25 protein-coding genes are annotated in these 23,278 nt (G+C 68.6%); 13 read left to right on the top strand and 12 right to left on the bottom strand.

Annotated features, from left to right (window positions below; all coding sequences use genetic code 11):
• Nucleotides 1-40: 40 nt before the first annotated feature.
• Nucleotides 41-1,864: a histidine kinase N-terminal 7TM domain-containing protein gene (locus E6N53_RS06800; protein ID WP_236642327.1), complete on the bottom strand. Its 1,824-nt coding sequence runs from the start codon at nt 1,862-1,864 to the stop codon at nt 41-43.
• Nucleotides 1,865-1,970: 106 nt separating this feature from the next.
• On the opposite strand from E6N53_RS06800, the gene E6N53_RS06795 reads away from it, so the two are divergent.
• Complete coding sequence (locus E6N53_RS06795; protein ID WP_142857937.1) at nt 1,971-3,323, top strand: hypothetical protein; 1,353 nt, start codon at nt 1,971-1,973, stop codon at nt 3,321-3,323.
• A gap of 8 nt (nt 3,324-3,331) precedes the next feature.
• Here E6N53_RS06795 and E6N53_RS06790 read toward each other — a convergent pair whose 3' ends face one another.
• Entirely contained in the window at nt 3,332-3,811 is a 480-nt protein-coding gene (locus E6N53_RS06790; RefSeq protein WP_136589576.1) for a nucleoside deaminase, read from the bottom strand.
• Nucleotides 3,812-4,051: 240 nt separating this feature from the next.
• Between E6N53_RS06790 and E6N53_RS06785 the strand changes: the two genes are divergently transcribed.
• Complete coding sequence (locus E6N53_RS06785; RefSeq protein WP_201740132.1) at nt 4,052-4,339, top strand: DUF8028 family protein; 288 nt, start codon at nt 4,052-4,054, stop codon at nt 4,337-4,339.
• Between the two features lie 25 nt (nt 4,340-4,364).
• Nucleotides 4,365-4,766 (top strand): DUF8062 family protein, encoded by a 402-nt coding sequence (locus tag E6N53_RS06780; protein ID WP_136589577.1) that lies wholly within the window; start codon nt 4,365-4,367, stop codon nt 4,764-4,766.
• 19 nt (nt 4,767-4,785) lie between these two features.
• On the opposite strand, the gene E6N53_RS06775 is transcribed toward E6N53_RS06780, so the two are convergent.
• The gene (locus E6N53_RS06775; RefSeq protein ID WP_142857935.1) at nt 4,786-5,460 is read right to left on the bottom strand and encodes a peptidylprolyl isomerase; all 675 of its coding nucleotides are present in this window, start codon (nt 5,458-5,460) and stop codon (nt 4,786-4,788) included.
• A gap of 100 nt (nt 5,461-5,560) precedes the next feature.
• Nucleotides 5,561-6,073: a peptidylprolyl isomerase gene (locus E6N53_RS06770; RefSeq protein ID WP_142857933.1), complete on the bottom strand. Its 513-nt coding sequence runs from the start codon at nt 6,071-6,073 to the stop codon at nt 5,561-5,563.
• A 244-nt stretch (nt 6,074-6,317) separates the two neighbouring features.
• Here E6N53_RS06770 and E6N53_RS06765 point away from each other — a divergent pair, with 244 nt between their 5' ends.
• Nucleotides 6,318-6,680 carry a DUF5518 domain-containing protein gene (locus tag E6N53_RS06765; protein WP_142857931.1) on the top strand — a complete coding sequence of 121 codons (363 nt, stop codon included), beginning with the start codon at nt 6,318-6,320 and terminating at the stop codon, nt 6,678-6,680.
• A gap of 27 nt (nt 6,681-6,707) precedes the next feature.
• Here the strand turns inward: E6N53_RS06765 and E6N53_RS06760 are convergent, their stop codons facing one another.
• The 3 genes from E6N53_RS06760 to serS form a co-directional block, all read right to left on the bottom strand.
• Nucleotides 6,708-7,205, bottom strand: a complete 498-nt coding sequence (locus E6N53_RS06760) for a DUF367 family protein (RefSeq protein WP_136589581.1) — start codon at nt 7,203-7,205, stop codon at nt 6,708-6,710.
• A 50-nt stretch (nt 7,206-7,255) separates the two neighbouring features.
• Entirely contained in the window at nt 7,256-7,684 is a 429-nt protein-coding gene (locus tag E6N53_RS06755; protein ID WP_161596520.1) for a hypothetical protein, read from the bottom strand.
• A gap of 64 nt (nt 7,685-7,748) precedes the next feature.
• On the bottom strand, nt 7,749-9,122 hold the full coding sequence (gene serS / locus E6N53_RS06750; protein WP_142857927.1) for a serine--tRNA ligase: 1,374 nt from the start codon (nt 9,120-9,122) through the stop codon (nt 7,749-7,751).
• Between the two features lie 144 nt (nt 9,123-9,266).
• Between serS and E6N53_RS06745 the strand changes: the two genes are divergently transcribed.
• Nucleotides 9,267-10,169 carry an MBL fold metallo-hydrolase gene (locus tag E6N53_RS06745; protein WP_142857924.1) on the top strand — a complete coding sequence of 301 codons (903 nt, stop codon included), beginning with the start codon at nt 9,267-9,269 and terminating at the stop codon, nt 10,167-10,169.
• A gap of 5 nt (nt 10,170-10,174) precedes the next feature.
• On the opposite strand, the gene E6N53_RS06740 is transcribed toward E6N53_RS06745, so the two are convergent.
• Nucleotides 10,175-10,597, bottom strand: coding sequence for a universal stress protein (locus E6N53_RS06740; RefSeq protein ID WP_136589585.1), 423 nt, complete (start codon nt 10,595-10,597; stop codon nt 10,175-10,177).
• Between the two features lie 134 nt (nt 10,598-10,731).
• On the opposite strand from E6N53_RS06740, the gene E6N53_RS06735 reads away from it, so the two are divergent.
• The gene (locus E6N53_RS06735) at nt 10,732-12,600 is read left to right on the top strand and encodes a cation:proton antiporter domain-containing protein (protein ID WP_142857922.1); all 1,869 of its coding nucleotides are present in this window, start codon (nt 10,732-10,734) and stop codon (nt 12,598-12,600) included.
• 155 nt (nt 12,601-12,755) lie between these two features.
• Here the strand turns inward: E6N53_RS06735 and E6N53_RS06730 are convergent, their stop codons facing one another.
• Nucleotides 12,756-12,932 (bottom strand): spore germination protein, encoded by a 177-nt coding sequence (locus E6N53_RS06730; RefSeq protein WP_136589587.1) that lies wholly within the window; start codon nt 12,930-12,932, stop codon nt 12,756-12,758.
• 102 nt (nt 12,933-13,034) lie between these two features.
• Here E6N53_RS06730 and E6N53_RS06725 point away from each other — a divergent pair, with 102 nt between their 5' ends.
• Nucleotides 13,035-14,723, top strand: coding sequence for an aldehyde ferredoxin oxidoreductase family protein (locus tag E6N53_RS06725; protein ID WP_142857920.1), 1,689 nt, complete (start codon nt 13,035-13,037; stop codon nt 14,721-14,723).
• A 15-nt stretch (nt 14,724-14,738) separates the two neighbouring features.
• Here E6N53_RS06725 and E6N53_RS06720 read toward each other — a convergent pair whose 3' ends face one another.
• Both E6N53_RS06720 and mobA read right to left on the bottom strand, forming a co-directional pair.
• A complete protein-coding gene (locus E6N53_RS06720; RefSeq protein ID WP_142857918.1) occupies nt 14,739-15,872 on the bottom strand; it encodes a thiolase family protein in 1,134 nt (377 codons plus the stop codon).
• A 112-nt stretch (nt 15,873-15,984) separates the two neighbouring features.
• A complete protein-coding gene (gene mobA, locus E6N53_RS06715; protein ID WP_201741091.1) occupies nt 15,985-16,674 on the bottom strand; it encodes a molybdenum cofactor guanylyltransferase in 690 nt (229 codons plus the stop codon).
• 433 nt (nt 16,675-17,107) lie between these two features.
• Between mobA and E6N53_RS06710 the strand changes: the two genes are divergently transcribed.
• The 4 genes from E6N53_RS06710 to E6N53_RS20660 all read left to right on the top strand — a co-directional run bounded on the left by E6N53_RS06710 (nt 17,108) and on the right by E6N53_RS20660 (nt 20,348).
• The gene (locus tag E6N53_RS06710) at nt 17,108-18,496 is read left to right on the top strand and encodes an ATP-binding protein (protein ID WP_136589591.1); all 1,389 of its coding nucleotides are present in this window, start codon (nt 17,108-17,110) and stop codon (nt 18,494-18,496) included.
• 297 nt (nt 18,497-18,793) lie between these two features.
• Nucleotides 18,794-19,162 (top strand): hypothetical protein, encoded by a 369-nt coding sequence (locus tag E6N53_RS06705; RefSeq protein WP_142857914.1) that lies wholly within the window; start codon nt 18,794-18,796, stop codon nt 19,160-19,162.
• Nucleotides 19,163-19,251: 89 nt separating this feature from the next.
• Entirely contained in the window at nt 19,252-20,076 is an 825-nt protein-coding gene (locus E6N53_RS06700) for an MBL fold metallo-hydrolase (protein WP_142857912.1), read from the top strand.
• A 125-nt stretch (nt 20,077-20,201) separates the two neighbouring features.
• The gene (locus E6N53_RS20660; protein WP_161596519.1) at nt 20,202-20,348 is read left to right on the top strand and encodes a hypothetical protein; all 147 of its coding nucleotides are present in this window, start codon (nt 20,202-20,204) and stop codon (nt 20,346-20,348) included.
• Between the two features lie 137 nt (nt 20,349-20,485).
• Here E6N53_RS20660 and E6N53_RS06695 read toward each other — a convergent pair whose 3' ends face one another.
• Nucleotides 20,486-21,445: a DUF5787 family protein gene (locus E6N53_RS06695; RefSeq protein ID WP_142857910.1), complete on the bottom strand. Its 960-nt coding sequence runs from the start codon at nt 21,443-21,445 to the stop codon at nt 20,486-20,488.
• A 207-nt stretch (nt 21,446-21,652) separates the two neighbouring features.
• Between E6N53_RS06695 and E6N53_RS06690 the strand changes: the two genes are divergently transcribed.
• Both E6N53_RS06690 and E6N53_RS06685 read left to right on the top strand, forming a co-directional pair.
• Complete coding sequence (locus E6N53_RS06690) at nt 21,653-22,891, top strand: translation initiation factor IF-2 subunit gamma (RefSeq protein WP_142857908.1); 1,239 nt, start codon at nt 21,653-21,655, stop codon at nt 22,889-22,891.
• A 15-nt stretch (nt 22,892-22,906) separates the two neighbouring features.
• On the top strand, nt 22,907-23,278 hold the full coding sequence (locus E6N53_RS06685; RefSeq protein ID WP_142858488.1) for a PIN domain-containing protein: 372 nt from the start codon (nt 22,907-22,909) through the stop codon (nt 23,276-23,278).

The following is a 23,278-nucleotide window of genomic DNA, read 5'->3' as shown; positions in this document are numbered from 1 at the left end:
AACCGAGGGAGCGGACCCGGACGCACCGGCACGCACAGCCTCAGCGACCGCAGGGTGCGGCGTGGGTCGGGGCGACGTCACGTCGTTCTCCCGCAGGGAGCCGCACCGTCGTCGGTCGCGTCGGCTCGCTCCGCGCGTCGTCGGGCGTCTCGAGCCTGACGGTGACCACGTTCCCCCGCGGCTCGTTCGGTTCGTAGCTGACGGTCCCGCCGGAGTCGGTGACGATCCAGTTGACGAGCCACAGCCCGAGTCCGCTCGCCTCGTCGAGGCTCGGGTCGGTGCCGACGAGTATCTCGCGGTCTGTCTCGGGAATCGGTGGGCCGTCGTCCGCCACCGTGAGTTCGACGTAGCGGTCGCCGTCGACGACGGTTCGCTCGACGGCGACCCGGACACGGGGGGCGTCCGTTTCGTTGTGTTCGATGGCGTTCTCGACGAGGTTGTCGACGGCCGAACCGACGAGGTCGAGCGCGCGGACCCACGCGTCCGCCGGCAGGTCGGTCTCGACCGTCGCGTTCGGGTACGCGTCTGCCGCCGCCGCCGTCCGGTCGCGAACGAGACGGACCAGGTCGAACGTCGACCGCGCCGGCTCGTCCGCGTCGAGGTGACGCTCGACGGCCCGCACGGTCTCGACGAGTTCGCGCATCTCGCCCGCCCGCCGAGCGAGACCGTCGAGGTACGCCTCGTCGTCGGGGGTCCGCCGGAGCAGTTCGACGTAGTTCTCGATGACGGCCACGTCGTTGCGGAGGTCGTGTCTGAGGACGCGATTGAGGACGGCGACCGCCCGTTCGCGCCGTCGTCGCTCGGTCACGTCGCGGAGCGTCACTAGTTGTCCCGCCGCGGGGTCAGCCCGAAGCGAGGAGACGCGAACCTCGTACGAACGCTGCGTCTCGGGGACGACGTAGTCGGCCTCGACGTCGTCGTCGTCGAGGAACGACGCGAGCGACGGGGCGACTCGCGCGAGGGGCGCACCGACCGCGTCGTCCAGAGTCGTGTCGAGGACGGACGCCCCGCTCGGATTCAGGTCGACGACTCGCCCGCGATTGTCGACGGCGACGACTGCCTCGGGGAGCCGTTCGACGAGTTCCGCCCGCGCCAGTTCGCTCGTCACCGGGTGGACGTCGAGCAGCGAGTACCGGTAGAGCCCGCCACCGAGAACGAGCGCGCTCACGACGAACCCGATGGGGGTGAGGTCCAGCGGGGACGCCCCCGAGAGGAACGCCAGGTTCCCGAGCCAGGGGGCCGAGACGGCGACGAAGAGCGCGGCCGTCTGTGCGCGGAACAGCCGGGCCGGCGCCACGGACAGCACCAGCAGGACGGTGCCGGCCCCGGTCAGCAGGTAGGCGTACGCCGTCCACGCCCAGAACGCAGGGCCGTACTCGACGGCCAGGACGGGAATCGAGAGCGCCGTCGCCTGGGTCAGTTCGTAGCTCGACCACACGAACCCCGTCGACACCGTCGTCCAGGCGAGTCCGGCCATCGCCACCGACGGCACGAAGAGAAGCGCGAGCCGGACCCGCCCGAGCAGCTCTCGTCGACCGGTGTAGACGAGGGCGAACGCGAACCACGCGGGCGGGACGACGACGATACCGACGTACGAGAGCCGACCGAACAGGAGCGTCCCGGCCAGCGTCCGACTGCTCAGCTCCAGCGCGTAGAAGAGTGACCACCACCCCGCGCCGAGCGCGAGTGCGGCCAGCAACCGCGCGCCAGGGCTATCGCGACGCCGCCACAGCGCCGCGGTGACCCCGACCGCGAGGACCGCGGCGAAGAGGACGACTGCGACGGGGAGCGTCCACTCGAACCCGAGCGGCGACACGGCGAGAAGGACAGGGTGCGAACCGCTATCCGCGCCAGCGAGTGACATCCTCAATCACTGTCTGTACGCGTGAGGGCCACATCACTGTTTCTCTCGTTGACACGAGCGGAGAGACAGGTGGATACTTGCGAGTCGCTCGCCAACGCTCACACCGATGGCGACTCGACCGACCCTTACGGCGCTGCTTCGGACCCGCTCTCGCCGTGACGTCGCCACGTTCCTCGCTGCGCTGTACGCCGCGCGTGGCGCGACCACGCGGGTCGAGTCGGATGCCGCCGTCGTCGACGGCGACCGGTATCTGGTCGTCGGGGCCGGTGCCATAGCGGGCGTCCGGTCGCGTTTCGGCGCCTCCCAGCCGTCACCGGACGTCGTCGTCACTGTCGACCCTGGTCGCGCCGACAGGCTGGAAGCCCGCTACGACGCACCGACACTCACCCCGGCGGACCTCGACGACCTCGCCCGCTACGGCCTCGACCGGGCGGTCGCAGACCGGGTGTTCGGCGAGTGTTTCGACTGCGTCGTCGCCGACGTCGCACCGCCGACGCGACCCGCCGACGAGCGGTCGTCACCCGGGTCGGTGCGGGGGGCCAGCCACGACGAGCGCTCGTCTCGTTCACTCGCGTCGACCGTCCCGCAGACGGTCGTCATCGCCGTCCTGCTCGTGGCTTCACTCGTCGCGTTCGGGGCGGCAGCGTCGCCGGCGGTCGAACCGGCACTCGGCTCGCTCGCCGACCTGGACACGGAGGGAGGCGACGTCGGTGCGCCCGGTGCAGCCCCGGGCGACGTCGGTGTCGCGAACGAGCCACGTCCGACGACCGTGGCCACGGCGACGCCGACCCCGGACGCGCTCGGTCTCGCACCGGGGCTCTCCATCGAGCGCATCGTCGACGCCCGGGCGCTGGCCGACGCGCACGCGCGGTCGGTGTCGAACCGGTCGTACACCTGGGAGCTCACCTACGTCGAGTACGCCGGCGGCAACGAGAGCGGTCGCGCGACAGAGGTCGTCAGGGTCGCGAGTCCCACAGTGTACACCTCGCACGTGACGACGGACGGCTTCCTCAGTTCGCGCGGCCCGGTCTCGTCCCGGTCGTCCTACGCCGACGGCGAGCGGCGCTACCAGCCCACGGCAGGGGGTGTCGAGTCGGCCCCGGTCGAACAGCGCGGCCCCACCGGACCGCAGGCGGCGCGCGCGAGTCAGTACTACGGGGTGTTGCTCGACGCGGAGCAGACGTCCGTCGTCCGGACCGTCCTCGGGGAGCCCCGGCTGTACGTCGTCGACATCGAGGGGGCTGGCTCGGACGGCGTCCGGAACTACACCGCGACGGCACACGTCCAGCCGAACGGTCGCATCGTCTACTACACCGGGTCGTACTGCTACGTCTCGTTCCGCGGCGACGACACGCGGGAGACCTGCCTGTCCCTGACGATGCAGTACCGCAACGTGGGACAGACGACGGTCGAACCGCCCACGTGGTACACAGCCGACAGGGCGAGACGTGCCGGCTGACGCGACGTTCAGTCCCAGCAGTCGCGGTGGACCGCCGTCCCCTCGGCTTCGAGCAACGGGCCGACGACGGTCACGTCCGCGCGCTCGCGGAGGTGCGTCGTCAGCGGTGGGTCCTCGTTCCGGCCGTCGGGTGCGAGGTCCACGGCCGTCTCGCCGTCGACGCTGTAGACCAGGCGACCCAGTCCCGCGTACGCGAACGCCCCCGAACACATCATACACGGATAGGTGCTGGTGTACATCGTCGTCGCTCGTCGCTCCGCGGGCGTGAGTTCTCGTGCCGCCCACCGGGCGAGCTTGAGCTCCGGATGCGCGGTGACGTCGTCGTCCGTCAGGGTCGTGTTCGTCGACTCCCGGACGACCCGCCCGTCGTGGACGAGCACCGACCCGAACGGGGTGTTGCCGTCCGCGGCGGCCTCACGGGCCAGTTCCAGCGCGCGCCGCAGGAATCGTTCGTCCGTCTCGCCGGTCGTCGTGGACTCGTCGCGCATACCGGTCGGACGGAGGCGACGGTTGAGACCGTTTCGGCTCCGTGCCGCGCCGGAGTCGTCGAAACCGCTGAGACTCGTTCTTGCCGGTCGATAAACTGTCTCGGGCTGCCTCGAACCGTCGTAAAACGTCCCGAACACGTTCTCGGCGCCGCGTGGCCGGCGTAAATCGTCTGAACTGAGGGCAACGATTCTCCCGTTATAGGTGGTCCCCACTCGTAGCAGGAAGTGAGTTCACCCATCATGTCTATCTCAGATCGCACCCGCTTCGAACACGCCACCAGAACCGCCATCGACGGTGTCGACGACCTCCAGCGGTTCGGCTCGGCGCTGGTCGAAGCGGTCGTGGACGCCGTCCGCGCCGTCGCCTTCTGGTTGGCGGCACTCCTCCCGCTGTCGTACCTCCCGTTGCTCGCGACGGGCGTCGTCGCGGAGCACCCCTTCGGCTTCGTGGCGCTCCTCGCGTCGAACACTGTCGCGTTCGTCCTCGGCCACACACACCGGCCCGAGGCGGTCGACGCGGAGTGTTGAAGGCGCTCGCGTCCCTATCTTACGTGTGTCCGACCACCCCGCTTCCGACGACTCCGACGCCCCCGTGGACGCGGTCGACGACCTCCCGACGGTCTCGTGTACGCGGTGCGGTCGCGAGTGGGACCTCGCGTACGAACTCGACGAACTCGTCGCCGGCAACCAGGCCGTCGAGCAGTTCGCCCTCGACCACAAACAGCACACGGGCCACTTCCCCGACGACGCGGCGACGTGGCTCGCACGCTGTCGGAACTGTCCCGGCGGCGTCGAACGCCTCTCCTCACGGGCCGCCCGCCGGTGGGCCGAGGTGCACGCCCGACACACGAGACACAGCGTCGCCGTGAGCCACGGCACCGACGGCGACCCCGTCCTCGTCGAACCCGGCGACTGGGCGTCTTCGTCTGCACGCGACGCTGCCGACGACCGATAGTCGGCCTCGGCGGAGGCGGTTACCGCTCCACGTCGACCGATTCGAGCGCCACGGGGTCGAGCGGCCTGTCGTTCTCGTCGGTGGGGACCGCGCCGATTTCGCGGACGACGTCCATGCCCTCCGTGACTGTTCCGAAGACGGCGTGGCGGCCGTCGAGATGTGGCTGTGCGTCGAGCGTGATGAAGAACTGCGAGCCGTTCGTGTCGGGACCGCGGTTCGCCATCGAGAGGACGCCCGCGCTATCGTGGCGGAGGTCGTCGTGAAACTCGTCTTCGAACGTGTAGCCGGGCCCGCCGCGGCCGGTTCCGGTCGGGTCCCCGCTCTGAATCATGAAGCCGTCGATGACCCGGTGGAAGGGGACGTCCTCGTAGAGGGGGTCCCCCCGCCGCTCACCGGTCTTGGGGTCTCGCCACACGACGGTCCCCGTGGCGAGGCCGACGAAGTTACCGACGGTGAGCGGCACCCTCTCGGGGTAGAGGTCGACCGTCACGTCGCCCATCGTCGTCCGCAGCGTCGCCCGCTCGGCGGCGGGCAGTTCCACAGACTGAGCGGTCGCTGGCCCGCTCGTCGTCGGAGTGGGCGTCGAGGTCGAGGTCGAGGTCGTGGGAGTCGAAGACGAGGCGGTACAGCCGGCGAGGCCGGCGGTGGCCAGCGCCAACCCGGCCTGGAGGGCGCGTCGTCGCGTCGAGTGCATACCACCGAGAGCGCGCCCACACGTATAACGGCTGTCGCTGTGGAAGCGTCGCTCCGGAGGCGAGTATCTCCAAAGAGACTCGAAGGGGTACTGTCCCCGCTCAGCGGTCGACGTCGACCGATTCGAGGACGACGTCCTCGCGCGGCTTGTCGTTCCGTCCCGTCGGGACCGAGCCGATCTCCTCGACGACGTCCATGCCTTCCGTGACTTTCCCGAAGACGGCGTGGCGACCGTCGAGGTGCGGTTGGGCGTCGAGCGTGATGAAGAACTGCGAGCCGTTCGTGTTCGGGCCGCTGTTGGCCATCGAGAGGACGCCCGCGCTATCGTGGCGGAGGTCGTCGTGGAACTCGTCGTCGAACGTGTAGCCGGGGCCGCCGCGGCCGGTTCCGGTCGGATCCCCACCCTGGATCATGAAGTCGTCGATGATCCGGTGGAAGACGACGTCCTCGTAGAGGGGGTCGGTGCGGGTCTCGCCCGTCTCGGGGTCCTCCCACTCCTGTTCGCCGGTGGCGAGGCCGACGAAGTTCTCGACGGTGTTCGGCGCCTTCTCGTCGTACAGTTCGACGGTGATGTCACCTTTCGACGTGTGCAGCGTCGCGGTCAGGTCGCTCATACCCGGACTGTCGAAGCGCGGGCGGAAAACCCTGCCGTCCGCGGTCCGTGGCTCGGCGAAGCGGTCCAGGGGTTCATATGGGATGCCGCGGCCTCCCGAAGTCGTGCGCTGACGAACGCCGTGGCCCGACTGCGGGTGTGCGACACCGCGGGGCACGGCACAGCAGAACGGTGTCGCCTGTTCGCAAGTCACGCACTCGACGTATCCCAACGCAGTTATTCGTCTCTCGTTCGTCGGCCCGGATATGACGAACTGGCGTGCGGTCGGGGTCGGCTCCGTCCTCCTCGTCGTCATCGGGGCAGCCGGCATCTCGGTGCCGGCGGTCGGACAGCTCGGGGCGGGGCTCGTCGGTGGCTTCGCCGCGGGCTATCTCGCCGGTGGTGGTCCGGGGCGCGGCGCCTGGCATGGGCTCGTGGCCGGTTCACTCGCGGGGCTGGTCGTCGCCGTCGTCGTCGTCTTCATCGGTGCAGCCGTCGGTGGCGCGCTCGGTGCGCTCGTCGGCGGGTTCGGCACGTTCGTCGCGATTTCGGCGGTGACGCTCCTCCTCGCCGCCGCGGCCGCCGTCGCCGGGGCCGGCGGCGGGTGGACCGAACGACGGACGAGGTAGGCGACCGACCCACAGTCCTCCCGTTGCTCACCCCCTGTCGAGATACTCCTGCTGGACCGCGACCACGTCCGTCGAGTCCGCGCAGTCGGCGTAGCGCCTGAGCGGTTCGTCGTTGAGTTCGAGGAAGGTCTCGCCCCACCGGAACTTCGAGAGGATTCGTTCGGCGTGGTCTCGCTCGCCGAAGAGACACAGCGCGGCCGCGAGCGCTTCGACCGTCGTCAACTGGAGCGGCCGCCCGAAGTTGACCGGGTTGGCGGCCACGAGATAGGGTAACGCGCGGTGTTCACCACGGAGCGAGAAGCGTTTCTCCCCCGCGGACTCCCAGGAGCAGTCGAGCGCGACGAGTGTCTCGGTCGCGTCCGCCGGCGAGAGCGCTTGCTCGGCGTGGGGGTTCAACACGACGCCGTACGGCGTCGCTCTGTCGGACCGGTGGAGCGTCGCGAGGTCGAACCGCGCGAGCTTCCGTGCCGTACACTTGTCGGGGTCGTCGTCGCCCTCGTATCGGACGTGCAGGTCGACGGACACGGCGTGTGATAGACGAGGCGTCGGTAAAGCGCGTTCGGGTGTCGATGGCGTCAGGGCAGCCGCCCGGCCCGTCCGCCGGTGAGCGTCCGACGCGGACGAGGAGCATCCTCGTCGTCGGCCTCACCAGGGACGGACGTCTCTCCGGGCGGCGCGGGACCGTCGCCCACCCGCGCAGTGACGGACGGAGCCACGAGCAGGAACACGACGAGGACGAGGCTCCCGACGGCGAGCAGCGTCAGTGAACCGCCGGTCCCCGAAAGCGTCCCACCGACGACCATCGTGTCGACGCCCGGCGGCATCGCGCTGGGCGCGGGCATACCGGCCGCTGCCCCGTACTGAGCGTGCGGTGCCGCGGCGACGACGCCCCAGAAGAGCAGCCGCCACGCCCCCCAGAGCAACACGCCGAGCACCGGAATCGCGAGGAGGACGGTGACGACCCCGGTCGTGAGGTGCACGCCGCGTGTGAATCGGGAAGTCATACGAGAACGTACGACGCCGACTGCGGTGTCAACCGTGGTCGTTCTCACGCCGTGAGAACAGGTATCAGTCGTCCGAACCGAGCGCCGACTCGCCGACCTTCTCGTGACCTTCGATGACCGCTGTGCCGCCCATGTACGGCCGGAGCGCTTCGGGGACCGTGACGGTACCGTCGTCGTTCTGGTAGTACTCCAGGATGGCGACCATCACCCGGCCGACCGCGGTGCCGGAGGCGTTGAGCGTGTGGAGGTACTCCGCCGACTCGTGGTGTTCCGGCCGATAGCGAATCCCCGCGCGGCGGGCCTGGAACTCCTCGAAGTTCGAGGCACTCGACACTTCGAGCCACCGACCGCCCATCTCGGGAGCCTCGTCGGCCTCGGTCCCGGGTGCCCACACCTCCAGGTCGTAGGTCTTCGCCGAGGCGAAGGTGAGGTCGCCGGTACAGAGCGAGAGGATTCGGTACGGGAGGCCGAGTCGTTCGAGCACCGCGGCGGCCTCCTCGACGAGCCCTTCGAGTCGGTCGTACGACTCGTCGGGTTCGACGAAGTTGACGAGTTCGACCTTGTTGAACTGGTGGACCCGGACGATACCCCTCGTCTCGGTGCCGTGTTCACCTGCCTCACGGCGGAAGTTAGGCGTGTACGCCTGGTGTTTGAGGGGGAGGTCCTCACGGAGGAGGATGTCGTCGGCGTACATGTTCGTCACGGGGACCTCCGCCGTGGGGCAGAGCCAGAGGTCGTCGTCCCCGTAGTCGTCGAACTCGTCGCCGCCGACGCGGTACGCGTCCTCGTTGAACTTGGGGAGCTGGCCCGTCCCACGCATCGAACGGCTCTTGACGGGGATGGGCGGGAAGACGTCGACGTACTCCTGCTCGCGGTGGACGTCGAGCATGAACTGGATGAGCGCGTGCTCGAGGCGCGCACCGTCGCCCTTCAGGAAGTAGAATCCCGCACCCGTGGTCTTCGCGCCGCGGGCCTCGTCGATGATGTCGAGGTCCTCGCCGAGGTCGTAATGCGGCGTTACCTCCTCGGGGAGGTCGCGGAGGTCGTCGAAGCCCCAGCGGCTGACCTCGACGTTGTCGCTCTCGTCTTCCCCGACGGGAACGGACTCGTGCGGCGTGTTCGGCAGTTCGAGCACGAGCGACTCGAGTTCCGATTCGAGGTCGTCCGCCCGCGCCTCGACGTCCTGAATCCGCGACTTCAGCTCCTGTGAGCGTTCGATGGCCTCGTCCGCCTCGTCGTGTTTTCCAGCCTGTTTCAGCTGCCCGATCTTCGAGGAGACCTCGTTTCGCTCGTGGCGAAGGTCGTCGCCCTCGCTCTTGAGACTGCGCCACTCGTCGTCGAGTTCGAGGAGTCGGTCCAGATCCGTGTCGTACCCGCGTTGGTCGAGCGACGCCCGAACCTCGTCGGGGTGCTCGCGGAGGTACTGCCTGCTCAGCATTTGATTCGGGTTCAGACGGGCGCGGCAAAACCGTGTCGTTCGACCGGCGCCGACGAACGAGAGGGAACCGGAGACTGCCGAGCGGGCTAGGGCTAGCATGCCCCCGACCGAACCCTTTTGACAGCCCGCCGCCCTCCTGTGGCCATGGCCATCGGCGACTGGTTCGAAGTCCCCGGAAGCACCGACCTCTACTACGTCGATATCGGCGCGTACGGCATCGCAGAGTACGGGACGGTGTACGTCATCGACGCGGAGCGCCCAGCGGTCGTCGACACGGGACTCGGACGGAATCGCGGGTACGTGTACGACCTGCTCGACGAACTCGAGGCCGAGCCCGCGTACATCCTCCCGACGCACGTCCACCTCGACCACGCCGGCGGGGCGGGCTACCTCGCCGAGCGCTACCCCGACGCGCAGGTGCTGACGCACGAACGCGGCGTCGAACACCTCGTCGACCCCTCCCGCCTCGTCGCCGGGACGAAGGCGGCCGTCGAGGACCAGTGGAAGTACTACGACGAACCCGTCCCCGTCCCCGAAGAGCGCATCGACGGCCTCACCGACGGCGACGTCATCGACCTCGGCGACCGGACGCTCACGACCCACCACGCCCCCGGCCACGCCCCCCACCACGTCATCTTCCACGACGACGGCGACGACGTCGTCTTCACCGCCGACGCGGCGGGCATCTTCGTCCCCGAGACGGGCGACGTCCGGCCGACGACACCGCCGGCACAGTTCCACCTCGAGAAGTCCCTGGCCGACGCCGACGACATCACGGCGCTCGACCCCGAAATCCTGTGCTACGGCCACTTCGGGCCGCGGGCGTACGAGGCGGGCGTGATGGACGCGTACAAACGGACGCTCGTCGAGTGGGTCGAGGCCGTCCGCGCGAAGCGCGCCGACCTCGAAGACGACCGGGCCGTCGTCGAGTACTTCATGGACCACACCGACATGGTCGACGTGTGGGGCGAGGAGAAGGCGCGGGCGGAAGACCGGCTCAACACGAAGGGGGTGCTGGGCTACCTCGACTACGTCGGCGAGACGTAGGCGACTCAGGCTGGAAGGACCGGGACCGTCGCCATGCGGAGGACACGGTCGGTGCACGAGCCGATGTGTGGGGCGGGGTGCGCCGAGGCACCGTGGCGACCCATCACGATGAGGTCGATGTCGTTCTCTTCGGCGTACGAGGTGATTATCTCGTACGGCATCCCGCGCTGGACGCTGGTCTGGACGTCGAGACCCACCGCCGAGCCACGCTCGACGATGTCGTCGAGATAGCCTTCCCCCTCGGTCTCGAGCTGTTCGAATCGGAGCTCCGTGTCGGAGAGCGCGGGCGTCTCCCCGTAGATGCGCTCGTCCACGACGTACAGCGCGTGAACGGTCGCGTCGTACTGCTTTGCGATGTCGAGCCCCGCGGTCACGCCGCGGTCGGCGCCGGTGCTGCCGTCGGTCGGGATGAGGACGCTACGGTACATGAAGACACAATGGATGTCGACTGGGTTATATTTCCCCGTGGCTCTCAGTCTCTGAGAACGACGCCGACGGATGGGACAATCTATGGGTTTATGTCCGCGGGAGGCATGGACCGCCGTACATGGAGGTGAACTGAATGGCCGTCGGTGGCGGAGTGAGCCTCATTCCGATCGTCGCAGCCATCATCGGTATCGGTGTCATCTCACAGATCCTCTCGGACCGGTTCCAGGTGCCGAGCGTGGTCTTTCTCATCGCGGCCGGCATCGCGCTCGGCCCGGAGGTCCTCGGCATCGTCAACCCGGACGTGTTCGGCGGCGGGCTCTCGGACATCGTCGGCCTCTCGGTCGCCATCATCGTCTTCGAGGGGGCCTTCCACCTCCGTATCGAGAAGCTCCGCGAGGCACCGGCGGCGACGGTCAGGCTCGTCACCGTCGGGGCCGCCATCGCGCTCGTCGGGACCGCGGCGGCCGTCCACTACCTCCTCGGCGCGGCCTGGCTGGTCGCCTTCCTCATCGGCGCACTCCTCGTCGCGACGGGACCGACGGTCATCGCTCCCATCTTGGAGGTCGTCCCCGCACGCGACCGGGTCGAGGCGGCGCTCGAGACGGAAGGCATCGTCAACGACGTCACCGCGGCCATCCTGGCCGTCGTCATCTTCGAGGCCCTCATCGCCGAGGAGACCGGCGCGGGTCTGTTCGTGACGCTGTTCGCCGAGCGGCTCGGCGTCGGAATGCTCTTCGGCGTCGTCGTCGCTGCGGTCGTCTACTACCTCCTCCGGTACGTCGACCTCTCACCGGGGAACGCGCCGCAGAACGCACGACTGCTCGTGCTCGCGGGTGCACTCGTCGCGTACGGTGCCGCGGACGCCATCGTCACCGAGGCCGGCATCGCGGCGGTCGCGACCGCGGGCGTCCTCCTCGGCAACCTCGACGTCCCCTACGAGGACGACATCTCGGAGTTCAAAGGCGACATCACCCTCGTCGTGCTCTCGTTCGTCTTCATCGCCCTCGCCGCCCTCTTGCAGTTCTCGACGCTCATCCAGCTAGGCGTCGCCGGCATCGGCGTGGTGGCCGTCGTCGCGCTCGTCATCCGCCCCGCGCTGGTGTTCGTCTCCAGCGTCGGCAACCGGTTCACCCGCGGTGAGAAGCTGTTCATGAGCTTCGTCGGTCCGCGCGGCATCATCCCTGCCTCGGTGGCGACGCTGTTCGCCATCGAACTCCGGGCGCAGGGGCTGACGGCGACCGCGGACCTCCTCGTCGGCACCGTCTTCCTCGTCATCCTCATGACCGTCGTCTTCGAGGGAGGCTTCGCCCGGCAGATCGCTGAATACCTGGACGTGATTCCCATGCGTGTACTCGTCATCGGAGGCGGAACGGTGGGCCGGACGCTCGCCGAGCGCCTCGAAGACCGCGGAGAGAACGTCGTACTGATCGAGCACAACAAAGACACCGTCGAGACCGCCCGCAACGCGGGCTTCGCCGTCCACCACGGCGACGGCACTGACACGGACGTCCTCCGGTCGGCGGGCGCGGAGAAGGCGAAGGTGGTCGTCGCCGCCACCGGCGACGACGACGTGAACCTCCTCGTCGCGCAGCTGTCGAACTCGAAGTTCGCGCCCGAGACCATCCTCGCGCGCGTCAACAATCCCGCGAACGTCGAAGCGTTCGAGGAGCTCGGGGTGCGGACCATCTCGACGACCCTCGCCACCGTGCAGGCGCTCGACAACTACATCGAGCGCCCCGCGATGATGAACTGGATGAGCGAAATCGGTCGGTCCGGCGACGTCCAGGAGGTCGAACTCACGGCGGACGAACTCATCGGGATGACCATCGAGGAGATCAGCGACGAACTCCCCGGCGGCGTCCTCATCGCGCTCGTCGCCCGCGACGGCGACGCGCGCGTCCCGACCGAAGGCTTCACCGTCGAGTACGGCGACCGCGTCACCGTCATCGGCGAGCGCGAGGACGTCCGCGAGGCGATGTCGTTCGTCCACCCCGAGAACTGAGCGACAGTCGGGGTCGGAACGCCGAACCGGTCGGACGTGGCACGGTGACCCGACGGACCGACGGACCGACGGACCGATGGCCCGGTGGCCCGGTGGAACGACCACGTTCGGTGTGCGTCGTCGGCCGGGTCGTCGTGAGTAGGCGAGACGACCGGCTACGACTGCGTTCGCGCCCAGTGGAGGAAGACGGCCCAGTAGCCGACGACGAGTCCGCCGAGGAGGAGCCAGACGGGGTCGCCCAGCATCGGCTGCCCGACGAGTCCAGCTTCGACGGCAGCCATCCCGACGCCGGTGAGAGCAGCCGCCACGCCGACGGCAACGAGACGCTTCATGACCACCTACTTGCGCACTTGCCGACATATTCGTACCGGTTGCTGATGGCGAGGTGGTAACGAGACGCCAACGTTTATCGCCCGCTCCCGACAAGGGTGGCCATGCGCCACGCGAAGGGCCCACTCCTCTCGATCGATCTCACCGACCGGACGACGAGCGAAACGGACATCGACGACGTCCTGTCGTCGTTCATCGGCGGTCGCGGTGTCGGAACGAAACTCGCCCACGACCGCGTCCCGTACGACGCCGACCCGCTCGGTCCGGAGAACCGACTGTACTTCACCACCGGTCCGATGCAGCACGCGCAGATGTCGTTCACGGGTCGGATGAACGCGACGGCGGTCTCGCCACTCACCGACGGCCTGTTCTCGTCGAACGCCGGGGGGTTCATGTCGCGGAACTTCACTGCCACCGGCTACGGTGCCGTCGAACTCCACGGCGCGAGCGACGAACTCCTCGCGCTCCACGTCACCGACGAGGGGGTCGAGTTCGAACCGGTGCCCGACCTCGCGGGCGCGACCACCTCGGAGACCGTCGCGTCCCTCGCGGAGTCACACGACCTGTCCCCCGAGCACGTCGCCAACATCGGCCCGGCGGGCGAGAACGAGGTCCGCTTCGCCTGCATCATGACCTCCGAGTCGCGAGCGTTCGGCCGCGGTGGCCTCGGCGCGGTGCTCGGCGCGAAGGGTGTGAAGGCCATCACGTTCGACGGCGACTCCACCCCCGCGGTCGACGTCCCGCCCGTGCAGATGGACGTCCACCGCGAGGCCGCCACCTCGGACCACATCATGAAGCGCCAGGGAACCACCTCGGTCACCGACCTCGGCAACGAAGTGTCGGCGCTCCCCACGCGGTACTTCTCGGAACTGCAGTTCGAGGGCGTCGAGGGCATCAACGGCGACCGCGTCGAGGAGAAGAAGTTCAAGAAGGGGACGTGTTCGGCGTGTGCCTTCGCGTGCAAGCTCCCCACGAAGGACGACGAGACCGGCGTCGAGACCGAGGGACCGGAGTTCGAGACGGTGATGTCGTTCGGGTCGAACTGCGCCGTCGACGACATCGTCGACGTGATGCAGTCGAACGAGCTGTGTGACCAGCTCGGGATGGACACCATTTCGGCAGGAGACACCGTCGCCGCGTACCTCGCCAGCGAGGACGAGTTCGGCAACGTCGACCTCGTCCACGAGACGGTGACGAAGATCGCTCACCGCGAGGGCGTCGGCGACCTCCTCGCCGAGGGCGTCGCCCGCTGTCACGAGGAACTGGGCGTCGAGAACTGGAGCGTCAAAGGGCTGGAGTTCCCCGGCCACGACGGCCGGACGCTCCAGGGTCAGGGGCTCTCGTTCGCCGTCGCGAACCGCGGGGCGGACCACATGTACGCCACGTTCTACGCGCTCGAGTACCCGCTCGTCGACAAGGAGGAGGCGATGGACCCCTCGGGACTCGACGCGAAGGCGGAGCGGCTCGTCGGGCGGGAGAACCATCACGCGGTGCTCGACTCGGGCGTCGTCTGCAAGTTCTCGCGCGGCTTCGTCACCGACGAGCGCCTCGCGGAGCTCCTCGGCGCGGAGTTCGAGGAGTTGCTGACCGTCGGCGCGCGAATCGTCGACCTCGAGCGACACTTCAACAATCAGCGGGGACTGGACCGCGACGCCGACACCCTCCCTTACGAGCTTCCGGGCTTCGAGCGGGCGCTCGACGACTACTACGACGCCCGGGGCTGGACCGTCGAGGGGACCGTCCCCGACGCGCGCCTCGGCGGGTCGGGCGGTGCCGCGCCCGCGGACGACTGAGACGGCCGTCCCGACTCACCGCTCGAACTCGATGGCCGCGCCCTGACCGAAGCCGACACAGAGCGTCGCCAGACCGCGTGTGACGTCGCGCTTCCGCATCTCGTGGACGAGCGTCACGGGGAGGCGCGCGCCGGACGCGCCGAGCGGGTGGCCGATGGCGATAGCGCCGCCGTTGACGTTGAACTGCTCGGGGGGAATGCCGAGTTCACGGCGGCAGTAGAGAGCTTGCGAGGCGAACGCCTCGTTCAGTTCGACGAGGTCGTAGTCGTCGACGTCGCGGCCGGCCCGCTCGATGAGCCCCCGCGTCGCCGGCACCGGACCGATACCCATCACCGTCGGGTCGACGCCGGCGACGTGGTTCGTGCCGACCCGCGCCAGGACGTCGAGACCGTAGTCGGCGGCGAACGACTCGCTCGTCACGAGGACGAGCGCCGCGCCGTCCGAAATCTGCGAGGCGTTCCCGGCCGTGACGGTGCCGTCCTCGCTGAAGGCGGGCGGGAGCTCCGAGAGCCCCTCCAGGGTGGTGTCGCGGCGGATTCCCTCGTCCGCTTCGACGAGTCCGTCGTCGGTCTCGACCGGGACGAGTTCGTCGTCGAAGCGACCCGAGTCGGTCGCCTCGGCGGCCCGCCGCTGTGACTGGAGGGCGTACTCGTCCTGTGCATCACGGGAGACGTCGTACACGTCGGCGACCGTCTCGGCCGTCGCCCCCATCTCCAGGTCGGCGAGGTCGTACACACTCGAGAGCCGCGGGTGGAGTTCGTCGTACGGCATCGAGGAGAGCGGAACGCGAGACATGCTCTCGACGCCGCCGGCGACGATACAGTCACGGGTCCCCGCCGCGATGGCGTCCGACGCGGAGATGACCGCCTGCATCGACGAGGCGCACCAGCGGTTGATGGTCGTCGCCGGCGTCTCCTCTCCGAGCCGCGACAAGAGCGCGATGACTCGTGCGAGGTTGGCGTCCTGTTCCGAGCGCTGCTGGGCGCAGCCCCACATGAGGTCGTCGACGAGCGCCGGGTCGAGTCCGGTGACGTCGAGCAGGTGGTCGATGAGGGTCGTCGAGAGGTCCTCGCTTCTGACCCCCGAGAGAGCGCCGCCGTCTCTCCCCTGTGGGGTGCGCGAGGCGGCCGCGACGACAGGTGTGGACATAGCCTACCGTCGAGGGCCAGGGCGTATAAATCCCGACTCGGTGACAGCCGGCGACACGCAGCACGTGTCCAGGGCTGTCGAGACCCCCGTGTGGCTCCGACGAACAGTACCGCTACCGACCGTTCGACCGCACGCCGTCCGCACCGGACGGGCTCCCGTCCGGTGAACCAGACGCGATACGGCGTCCGAGCGTCTCTTCGACACGGGCGAGGTCAGCACGCGTGTCGACGGTCACGAGGCGCTCGGTGTCGACAGCCGCGGCGACGTGATGTTCGGGGATGACGACCGGAGCGAGCGACTCGACGACGTCGTGGAGGGTGCCGCCGTCGTCGAGCGCCTCGCTCGCCGCGGCCGCGGCCGCGCGGGTGTTGACCGCCGTGGGGAGCCGTCGCGTGCGGCCGTCTGTTCGGACGAGCACACCGGCGGTCGTCGAGCCCTCGAGTCGGTCGAGCAGATGCCCGAGGAACGCGGGCGGGACGAGCGGGCTGTCACAGCCGATGACTACGGCCGTGAGCCGGTCGGTCTCGCGGAGGGCCGTCCGGAGGCCGCCGACGGGGCCGAGCCCGTCGATGGGGTCGGTGGCGAACGACACGTCCACCCCCTCGAGGGCCGACTCGAAGCTCCGACGCTGGTCTCGACGACAGCTCACGACGACGTCGTCGACGACCGGCGAGACCGCCTCGACGGCGTGGAGGAGGAGCGGCCGGCCGGCGAGCGCGGCGAGCGCCTTGTCACCGTCTTCGAACCGCGTCGACGGCCCTCCCGCGAGGACGATTCCGGCCCGTCCCGTGTCCGCCTTCATCCTCGGCATCGTCAGTCGGGACGCGGGGCGTCACGGGGCCCGAAGCTCTCGCGGCCCGCGGGCTCCACTGAACCACTCATCTGAGAGGGACTCCTTCGGCGGCGTCGGTCGGTGACAGTCGTTCGTACACGTCGCGCCAGGGTCGGTGGGTGTTCGACTCGTGCACTCTCGAACGTGCGCCAGCGGAGCGATATAACTCTACCCGTTGTAGAAGTGGATTTCTGGTCCGAAACACCCGGATTTGGGACAATATATATCTATGTATAAGGAATTAAGTCACGTAAACACGAGATAGTTCGGCTTGAAACTGGCCATTCGTTAGTTCGTCCCCGAGCAGGTGTGTCGCGACGCCCGGTCGTCGCCGGCGGGCGCACACGGAATCACGAGAACACCTTCGACGGTCTTATGCGCCTGTAGTAGCAACGAAGAACGGATGAGTGACCGGGCCCTCGACGTGGTTGAGTTCCTTCTGACTGCCCACATCTATAGCGAGAACCGGCAACTGGACGCGAACGACCTCCCGCCGCGGTATCGGCGTGTCTTCTGGGCCGAGTCCGAGGAGGAGGGCGAGGTCGGAGGGGTCGAGCGCCCGCTGGTTGCGACAGAGAAGACGGCGCGGCAAGCGACAGGCGCAGACGACCCCTGGGAGGCCGTCTCCGACCTCATGTTCACCCAGAAAGAGGAGTTCGCGGGGCGCATCACGCTCACCCAGCCGGAGATGGCGCTCGACTGGCTCGTCCAGCGGGCCGACCGCGACAGGTTCGCGACGAACCCCACGCTCGCGGCCGCCGTCGAGGACCGCGACGACGTCGACGTGACCCACGAGGAGGCGCGGAAGTCGAACCGCCCCATCCAGGCGGACCGGGTCTGGATCGACAGCCTCCTCGAGTCGTACTTCGACGCCGAGGAGGACGCCGAGATGCTCGACCTCGTCTCCGTTCGCGCGCCCGAGGAGATCGAGATGACACTCGACGACCTCGTGCTCACCACCGATCAGGAAGGCGAGATCGAGAAGATCGTCAAGGCCATCGAACACCGCGACTACCTCGCGGAGATCGGCCTGCGCGAGATCGGGAAACTCCTGTTCGTCGGCCCACCGGGAACCGGAAAGACCACCGTCTCGCGGGCGCTCGCACACGAACTCGGGCTGCCCTTCGTGGAGGTGAAGCTCTCGATGATCACGAGTCAGTACCTCGGCGAGACGGCCAAGAACGTCGACAAGACGTTCGAGGTGGCCCGTCGGCTCTCCCCGTGTATCCTCTTCATCGACGAGTTCGACTCGGTGGCGAAGACCCGACGGTCCGACGAACACGCCGCCCTGAAACGCGCCGTCAACACCCTGCTGAAGTGTATCGACGAGATCTCGCTCATCAGGGACGACGTGCTCCTCATCGGAGCGACGAACCACCCCGACCAGCTCGATTCGGCGGCGTGGCGGCGCTTCGACGAGATCGTCAACTTCCCCAAGCCCGACTACCAGATGCGCGCCGACATCCTGCGCATCGTCACCCGCCGGATGGACATCGCGGAGTTCGACCCCGAGGCCGTCGCGGAGAAGACCGAAGGGCTCACCGGGAGCGACCTCAGACTCGTCCTCCGCGAGGCCGTCCTCGAAGCGCTCACCGAGGAGCGAATGAGCCTCACCCAGGAGGACATCCTCGACGCCGTCTCCGACTTCGAAGAGCGCGACAACCTCAAAAATATGGACATGATCGACGGCGACCAGGAGACGCTCATCGCCGGCGACGGCGGCTCCTCGGGCAACGAGGAGAACGGGCACAGCCACGACCACGACCACGGACACACCCACACCCACGACTAACGGCGGAGGAGGAGTCGGGCGCTCGACGACACGGCTGGTTTTCCACAGGACAGTTGTCGAGCCCTTCACAACGCCGACGTATGTCCCCGACGAGTCGACGGACCGTCCTCCAGGCGACGGGCCTCGCCGTCGCCGGCTTCGCGGGGTGTCTCGGCGGGACGACCCTCGACGCGCCGACCGCGAGGGGACCCGGTCTCGGCACGGGAGGCGTACGTCGACGGCGAAGCGTACACCTATCTCCCGGACGAGGACGCGGTTCGGTACGTCTCGGCGTACGAGCACGGGAACCACGAGGCGGTGGAGAACGGCTCCGAGCCCGAACGAGAACCGGTCTACGACACGGTGCCGTTCGAGCGCTGGGGTCGCGTCCGGCGTGCCAGTGTCGCGTCGGACGCGGTGGCGGAGACGACCGCCGAACGGCTCGGCTACGACGAACCCGACGCGTCCGTCGGCATCACATCGCGCGGCGGCGTGCCCACCGTCGTCGTGGCCCGGACCGTCACCGACGACCGACAGGGAAGCCGGGTCTCGGCGACCGAGGTTCTCTTCGACGACCTCGTGGCTGCGGCCCCGCGATGGGTCGACGTGACCGTCTCGCTCGCATCGCGCGAGTACGAGACGACGGTTCCCGTGCGGGCGAGAGTCTTCGAGCAGTGGCGAGCGTGAGACCGTTCGAGCAGCGCCGGGCGTGAGGCCGGCGTCCGTGAGAGCGCTTCGCCCACCCTTAAGCATCGCCGTCCCCTGCCCCTGCATAGATGCGCGTCACCCTCCTCGGCACCGGCGACACGACCGGGACCCCGACCGTCGGCTGCGACTGCGACACCTGCGCGCGTGCTCGCGAACTGGGCGTCGAGCGGTCGCGCTTCGCCGTGCACGTCGAGAACCCCCGGACGGGGGAGTGTCTCCTCGTCGACCTCAGCCCCGACTTCCGCCACCAGTTCCTGACGCATGACGTTCCACTGCCAACCGAGGCCGTCGTGACCCACATCCACTTCGACCACCTCGACGGCCTCGGCAACGCCTACCGCGTCTTCGACGACCTCCCCGTCCACGCGGCGAACGACGTCGACCCGGTGACCGAGGAGTCGGTCGCCGACACGATTCGGCGGAAGTACGACTATCTCGACCGCATCACGGTCCGTGACCACGCCCCCTTCGAGCGCTTTTGTGCCTGCGGCTTCGAGTGCACCCTCGTGCCGGTCGACCACCCGCCGCTCGTCTGTTACGGCCTCGCCGTCGAGGACCCCGGGACCGGCGCGAAGCTGTCACTGACGGGCGATACGAGCTACGACGTGCCCGCGGCGTCCCGCGAGGTGCTCTCCGACCCCGACCTCCTCCTCGCCGACGCCATCGTCCCCGCGTCGCTCTGTGAGTACCATCCGCTCGGCGGAAAGCACGAGGACGACGACGGCGTGCCACGGACGTTCGGCTCGAAGCACATGACGCGCGAGGGGGCACTCGACCTCGCCGGAGAGCTCGGCGCGAGGCAGACGAGACTCGTCCACACCGCTCACTTCTACCCCGTCGAGGAGGCCTTCGAGGAGCCGCTGGCGGTCGACGGCGAGCAGTACGACCTCTGACCGCCACTCCCACTTCCGGTACCAGTCAGCGAGAGGGAGTGTGAAATAGTACCGTTTCGGTATTTTTTCTACTAGTATTCGAACAGATAAGGCTATTTTCTCAGACGACGTAGATGGGACGGACCATGAGCGTGATAGACAGCGTCCGGACGGGTCTGGGCATCGCGAGGGGAGACCTCCACCACTGCTGGGAGTGCGACGCGAACTTCCAGACGGCGGGACCGCTCGACGAGTGCGTGTACTGCGAGTCGACCGACATCCGCTCCTTCTGAGAGTCCGGGGGGTGAATCCGCCTCACCGAGGCGGCCCAGCCGTCCGGACGGACGCGGGGGCGCTATCACGGCGGCCTCGCGTTCGGCGACGTTTCCGTGGTCGGCTTCCGCTACGGGCGAGAGTGAACCAGAGACCCTCACGAGAAGTGGTCGAGCCCGGTCTGCCGGCGAGCGACGCCGTCGGGGTCACGGACCCACGGGGTTCTGTCGGCTCGGAGCGCCGCGCGGTCGGCCGCCGGCGGGTCCGCCGCCTCGAACGCCGAACACCCCTCGCCGCAGTCTGCGCCGGGGTCGACCACCCGGTCGAACCGCGCACAGTACGGCCGGCCGTCGGCGGTGACAGTCGCGTGGGTACACCCCGGCGGTTCGGGACGCCATCCCTTGCCGTAGGCGCGTTCGGCGACCCTGCGCCGCACACGGGCCTTCTCGTCCGGGGCGACGAACTCGACGTCGGTCCGGAGCGGCTGTGCGTCGACGGGTTCGACGCCCGTGGCCGCCGTCGAGAGCGAGGCCGGTTCGCGGACGACCTCCCTCACGCCGTCCTCGGGGTCGAACCGCCACACGCCGACGCCCTCGGGGATACGATTGAGGTGCGCGCGGGTCACGTAGCTCTCCGTCGCGAGTACGACCCGGTCGAACAGCGCGAGGCTCACGTCGGTTCGCAACTGGGCTTCGAGGTCGCCCGGCGACCCGAGGTCGGGTTTGTTCTCGATGGCGACCAGTTCGGCGAACCAGTCTTCGGGGTAGCGGACGGCGCGACGGACGACGCGGTGACCGCCGCGGTGGTCGGCCTCGAAGAACCCGACCTCGACCGCGCGGTCGGCGACCCGTCGCGCCACCGATGACGAACAGGAGAACGCTCGTTCCGGGCGGACGGACGTGCCGACGCCGACGTCGCTCTCGAGCGCGAGCGGCGGGATCGTCGCGGCGGTGACGGCTGCTCGGCGGTCGAACCCCGGGCCGGGGACGAGGCCGACGACGTCGACGATGCGGCCGCCGGGCGAGGCCACACTCCCGCCCAACTGCCGGGCGACGACCCAGTCTGTCGTCTCCTCGAGGTGGACACACAGCGCGAGTTCGAAGGCGTACTCCCGCACGGGAGACCGTGAGGGCGGCGCGGACAAAACCACACCGACACGAGCGCGCGCCGTCGGGACCGGGTCGGGCCGCCCGGACGATGTGAGCGGTCGACAGCCGCGAGCGACGACCGCAACCGCGGTACGTGGCCGCACGGAGAGGCCGAGAACAGCACATTTATCAGTCGTTCGGGGCGAAACTTCCCCAAGATTACTCTCAGGAGGTCAATGGTGACAGACACAACACAGCAACCGGAGGTGAACATCGGACTCGTCGGCCACGTCGACCACGGGAAGACGACGCTGGTCCAGGCCCTGTCGGGGTCGTGGACGGACCAGCACTCGGAGGAGATGAAGCGCGGAATCTCCATCCGACTGGGCTACGCGGACGCGACGTTCCGTACGTGTCCCGGCGTCGAGGCACCCGACTGTTACACCGTCGAAGAAGAGTGCGAGGACGGCTCGAAGAGCGAGGTACTCCGGACGGTGTCGTTCGTCGACGCGCCGGGCCACGAGACGCTGATGGCGACGATGCTCTCGGGTGCCGCACTGATGGACGGTGCGGTCCTCGTCGTCTCGGCGACGGAGAACGTCCCGCAGGCACAGACGGAAGAACACCTGATGGCGCTCGACATCATCGGCATCGAGAACATCGTCATCGCCCAGAACAAGATCGACCTCGTCGACCGCGACCGCGCGGTCGAGAACTACGAGCAGATCCAGGAGTTCGTCGAGGGCACCGTGGCCGAGGACGCACCCATCGTCCCCATCAGCGCCCAGCAGGAGATTAACATGGACCTCCTCATCGACGCCGTCGAGCGGGAGATTCCCACGCCCGAGCGCGACGCGACAGAGGACCCGCGGATGTTCGTCGCCCGCAGTTTCGACATCAACCGTCCGGGGACGACCTGGGACGGGCTCACCGGCGGCGTCATCGGCGGCAGTCTGGTCGAGGGTGAACTGGAGGTCGACGACGAGATTCAGCTCCGCCCCGGCCGCGAGGTCGAAGAGGGCGGGCAGTCCGAGTGGCGACCGATCGAGACGACGGTCCGGTCGTTACAGGCTGGCGGCACCCAACTGGAGAAGGCAGGGCCCGGTGGGTTACTCGGCGTCGGGACGGGACTGGACCCGTCGCTGACGAAGGGTGACGCGCTCGCCGGGCAGGTCGCCGGTGCACCCGGGACGCTGCCGCCGACGCGGGAGTCGTTCGTCATGGGCGTCGACCTCCTCGACCGGGTGGTCGGTGCCGAGGACGAGGGCGGAAACGTCGAAGACATCTCCACGGGCGAACCGCTCATGCTCACCGTCGGGACCGCCACCACGGTGGGCGCGGTGACGAGCGCCCGCGAGGGAGAGTGCGAGGTGAACCTCAAGCGACCGGTGTGCGCCGAATCGGGGGCGAAAATCGCCATCAACCGACGCGTCGGCGCGCGCTGGCGCCTCATCGGAATCGGAACCCTACAGTAAGTGACGACAGTCGTGCTGGACACCAACGCGCTCATGATGCCGGTCGAGTGCGACGTCCGTGTCTTCGACGAACTCGCTCGCCTGCTCGGCGGGTCGCTCGAAGCGGTGGACCTGGTCGTTCCGCACGCCGTCGTGACCGAACTCGAGACGCTCTCGTCGGGTGCGAGCAAGGAGGCCGTCGCCGCGAGCGTCGGTCGCGACCTCGCAGACCGGTGTCGGGTCGTCGGCACCGAGGCGTCGTACGCGGACGACGCCGTCGTCGAACTGGCGGGAGACGCCGACTACGTCGTCACGAACGACAGACCCCTCCGCGGCCGATTGCTCGACCGGGGTGTCCCGGTCGTCGGCCGGCGGGGCCGCAACACACTTGCGATTACGGAACCGTAG

The organism is Salinigranum halophilum, from assembly GCF_007004735.1.
Lineage (GTDB): Archaea > Halobacteriota > Halobacteria > Halobacteriales > Haloferacaceae > Salinigranum > Salinigranum halophilum.
This window is presented reverse-complemented; position numbering and strand designations above follow the sequence as displayed.

Bases quoted from the DNA above. Each gene is read 5' to 3' on its own strand.
- E6N53_RS06720 (WP_142857918.1), bottom strand. From the start codon at position 15,872: ATGTCCACACCTGTCGTCGCGGCCGCCTCGCGCACCCCACAGGGGAGA.
- E6N53_RS20660 (WP_161596519.1), top strand. From the start codon at position 20,202: ATGAGCGTGATAGACAGCGTCCGGACGGGTCTGGGCATCGCGAGGGGA.
- E6N53_RS06740 (WP_136589585.1), bottom strand. From the start codon at position 10,597: ATGTACCGTAGCGTCCTCATCCCGACCGACGGCAGCACCGGCGCCGAC.
- E6N53_RS06730 (WP_136589587.1), bottom strand. From the start codon at position 12,932: ATGAAGCGTCTCGTTGCCGTCGGCGTGGCGGCTGCTCTCACCGGCGTC.
- E6N53_RS06785 (WP_201740132.1), top strand. From the start codon at position 4,052: ATGTCTATCTCAGATCGCACCCGCTTCGAACACGCCACCAGAACCGCC.
- E6N53_RS06765 (WP_142857931.1), top strand. From the start codon at position 6,318: ATGACGAACTGGCGTGCGGTCGGGGTCGGCTCCGTCCTCCTCGTCGTC.
- E6N53_RS06710 (WP_136589591.1), top strand. From the start codon at position 17,108: ATGAGTGACCGGGCCCTCGACGTGGTTGAGTTCCTTCTGACTGCCCAC.
- E6N53_RS06755 (WP_161596520.1), bottom strand. From the start codon at position 7,684: ATGACTTCCCGATTCACACGCGGCGTGCACCTCACGACCGGGGTCGTC.
- E6N53_RS06790 (WP_136589576.1), bottom strand. From the start codon at position 3,811: ATGCGCGACGAGTCCACGACGACCGGCGAGACGGACGAACGATTCCTG.
- serS (WP_142857927.1), bottom strand. From the start codon at position 9,122: ATGCTGAGCAGGCAGTACCTCCGCGAGCACCCCGACGAGGTTCGGGCG.
- E6N53_RS06800 (WP_236642327.1), bottom strand. From the start codon at position 1,864: ATGTCACTCGCTGGCGCGGATAGCGGTTCGCACCCTGTCCTTCTCGCC.
- E6N53_RS06725 (WP_142857920.1), top strand. From the start codon at position 13,035: ATGCGCCACGCGAAGGGCCCACTCCTCTCGATCGATCTCACCGACCGG.
- E6N53_RS06775 (WP_142857935.1), bottom strand. From the start codon at position 5,460: ATGCACTCGACGCGACGACGCGCCCTCCAGGCCGGGTTGGCGCTGGCC.
- E6N53_RS06735 (WP_142857922.1), top strand. From the start codon at position 10,732: ATGGCCGTCGGTGGCGGAGTGAGCCTCATTCCGATCGTCGCAGCCATC.
- E6N53_RS06700 (WP_142857912.1), top strand. From the start codon at position 19,252: ATGCGCGTCACCCTCCTCGGCACCGGCGACACGACCGGGACCCCGACC.
- E6N53_RS06770 (WP_142857933.1), bottom strand. From the start codon at position 6,073: ATGAGCGACCTGACCGCGACGCTGCACACGTCGAAAGGTGACATCACC.
- E6N53_RS06745 (WP_142857924.1), top strand. From the start codon at position 9,267: ATGGCCATCGGCGACTGGTTCGAAGTCCCCGGAAGCACCGACCTCTAC.
- E6N53_RS06795 (WP_142857937.1), top strand. From the start codon at position 1,971: ATGGCGACTCGACCGACCCTTACGGCGCTGCTTCGGACCCGCTCTCGC.
- mobA (WP_201741091.1), bottom strand. From the start codon at position 16,674: ATGAAGGCGGACACGGGACGGGCCGGAATCGTCCTCGCGGGAGGGCCG.
- E6N53_RS06690 (WP_142857908.1), top strand. From the start codon at position 21,653: ATGGTGACAGACACAACACAGCAACCGGAGGTGAACATCGGACTCGTC.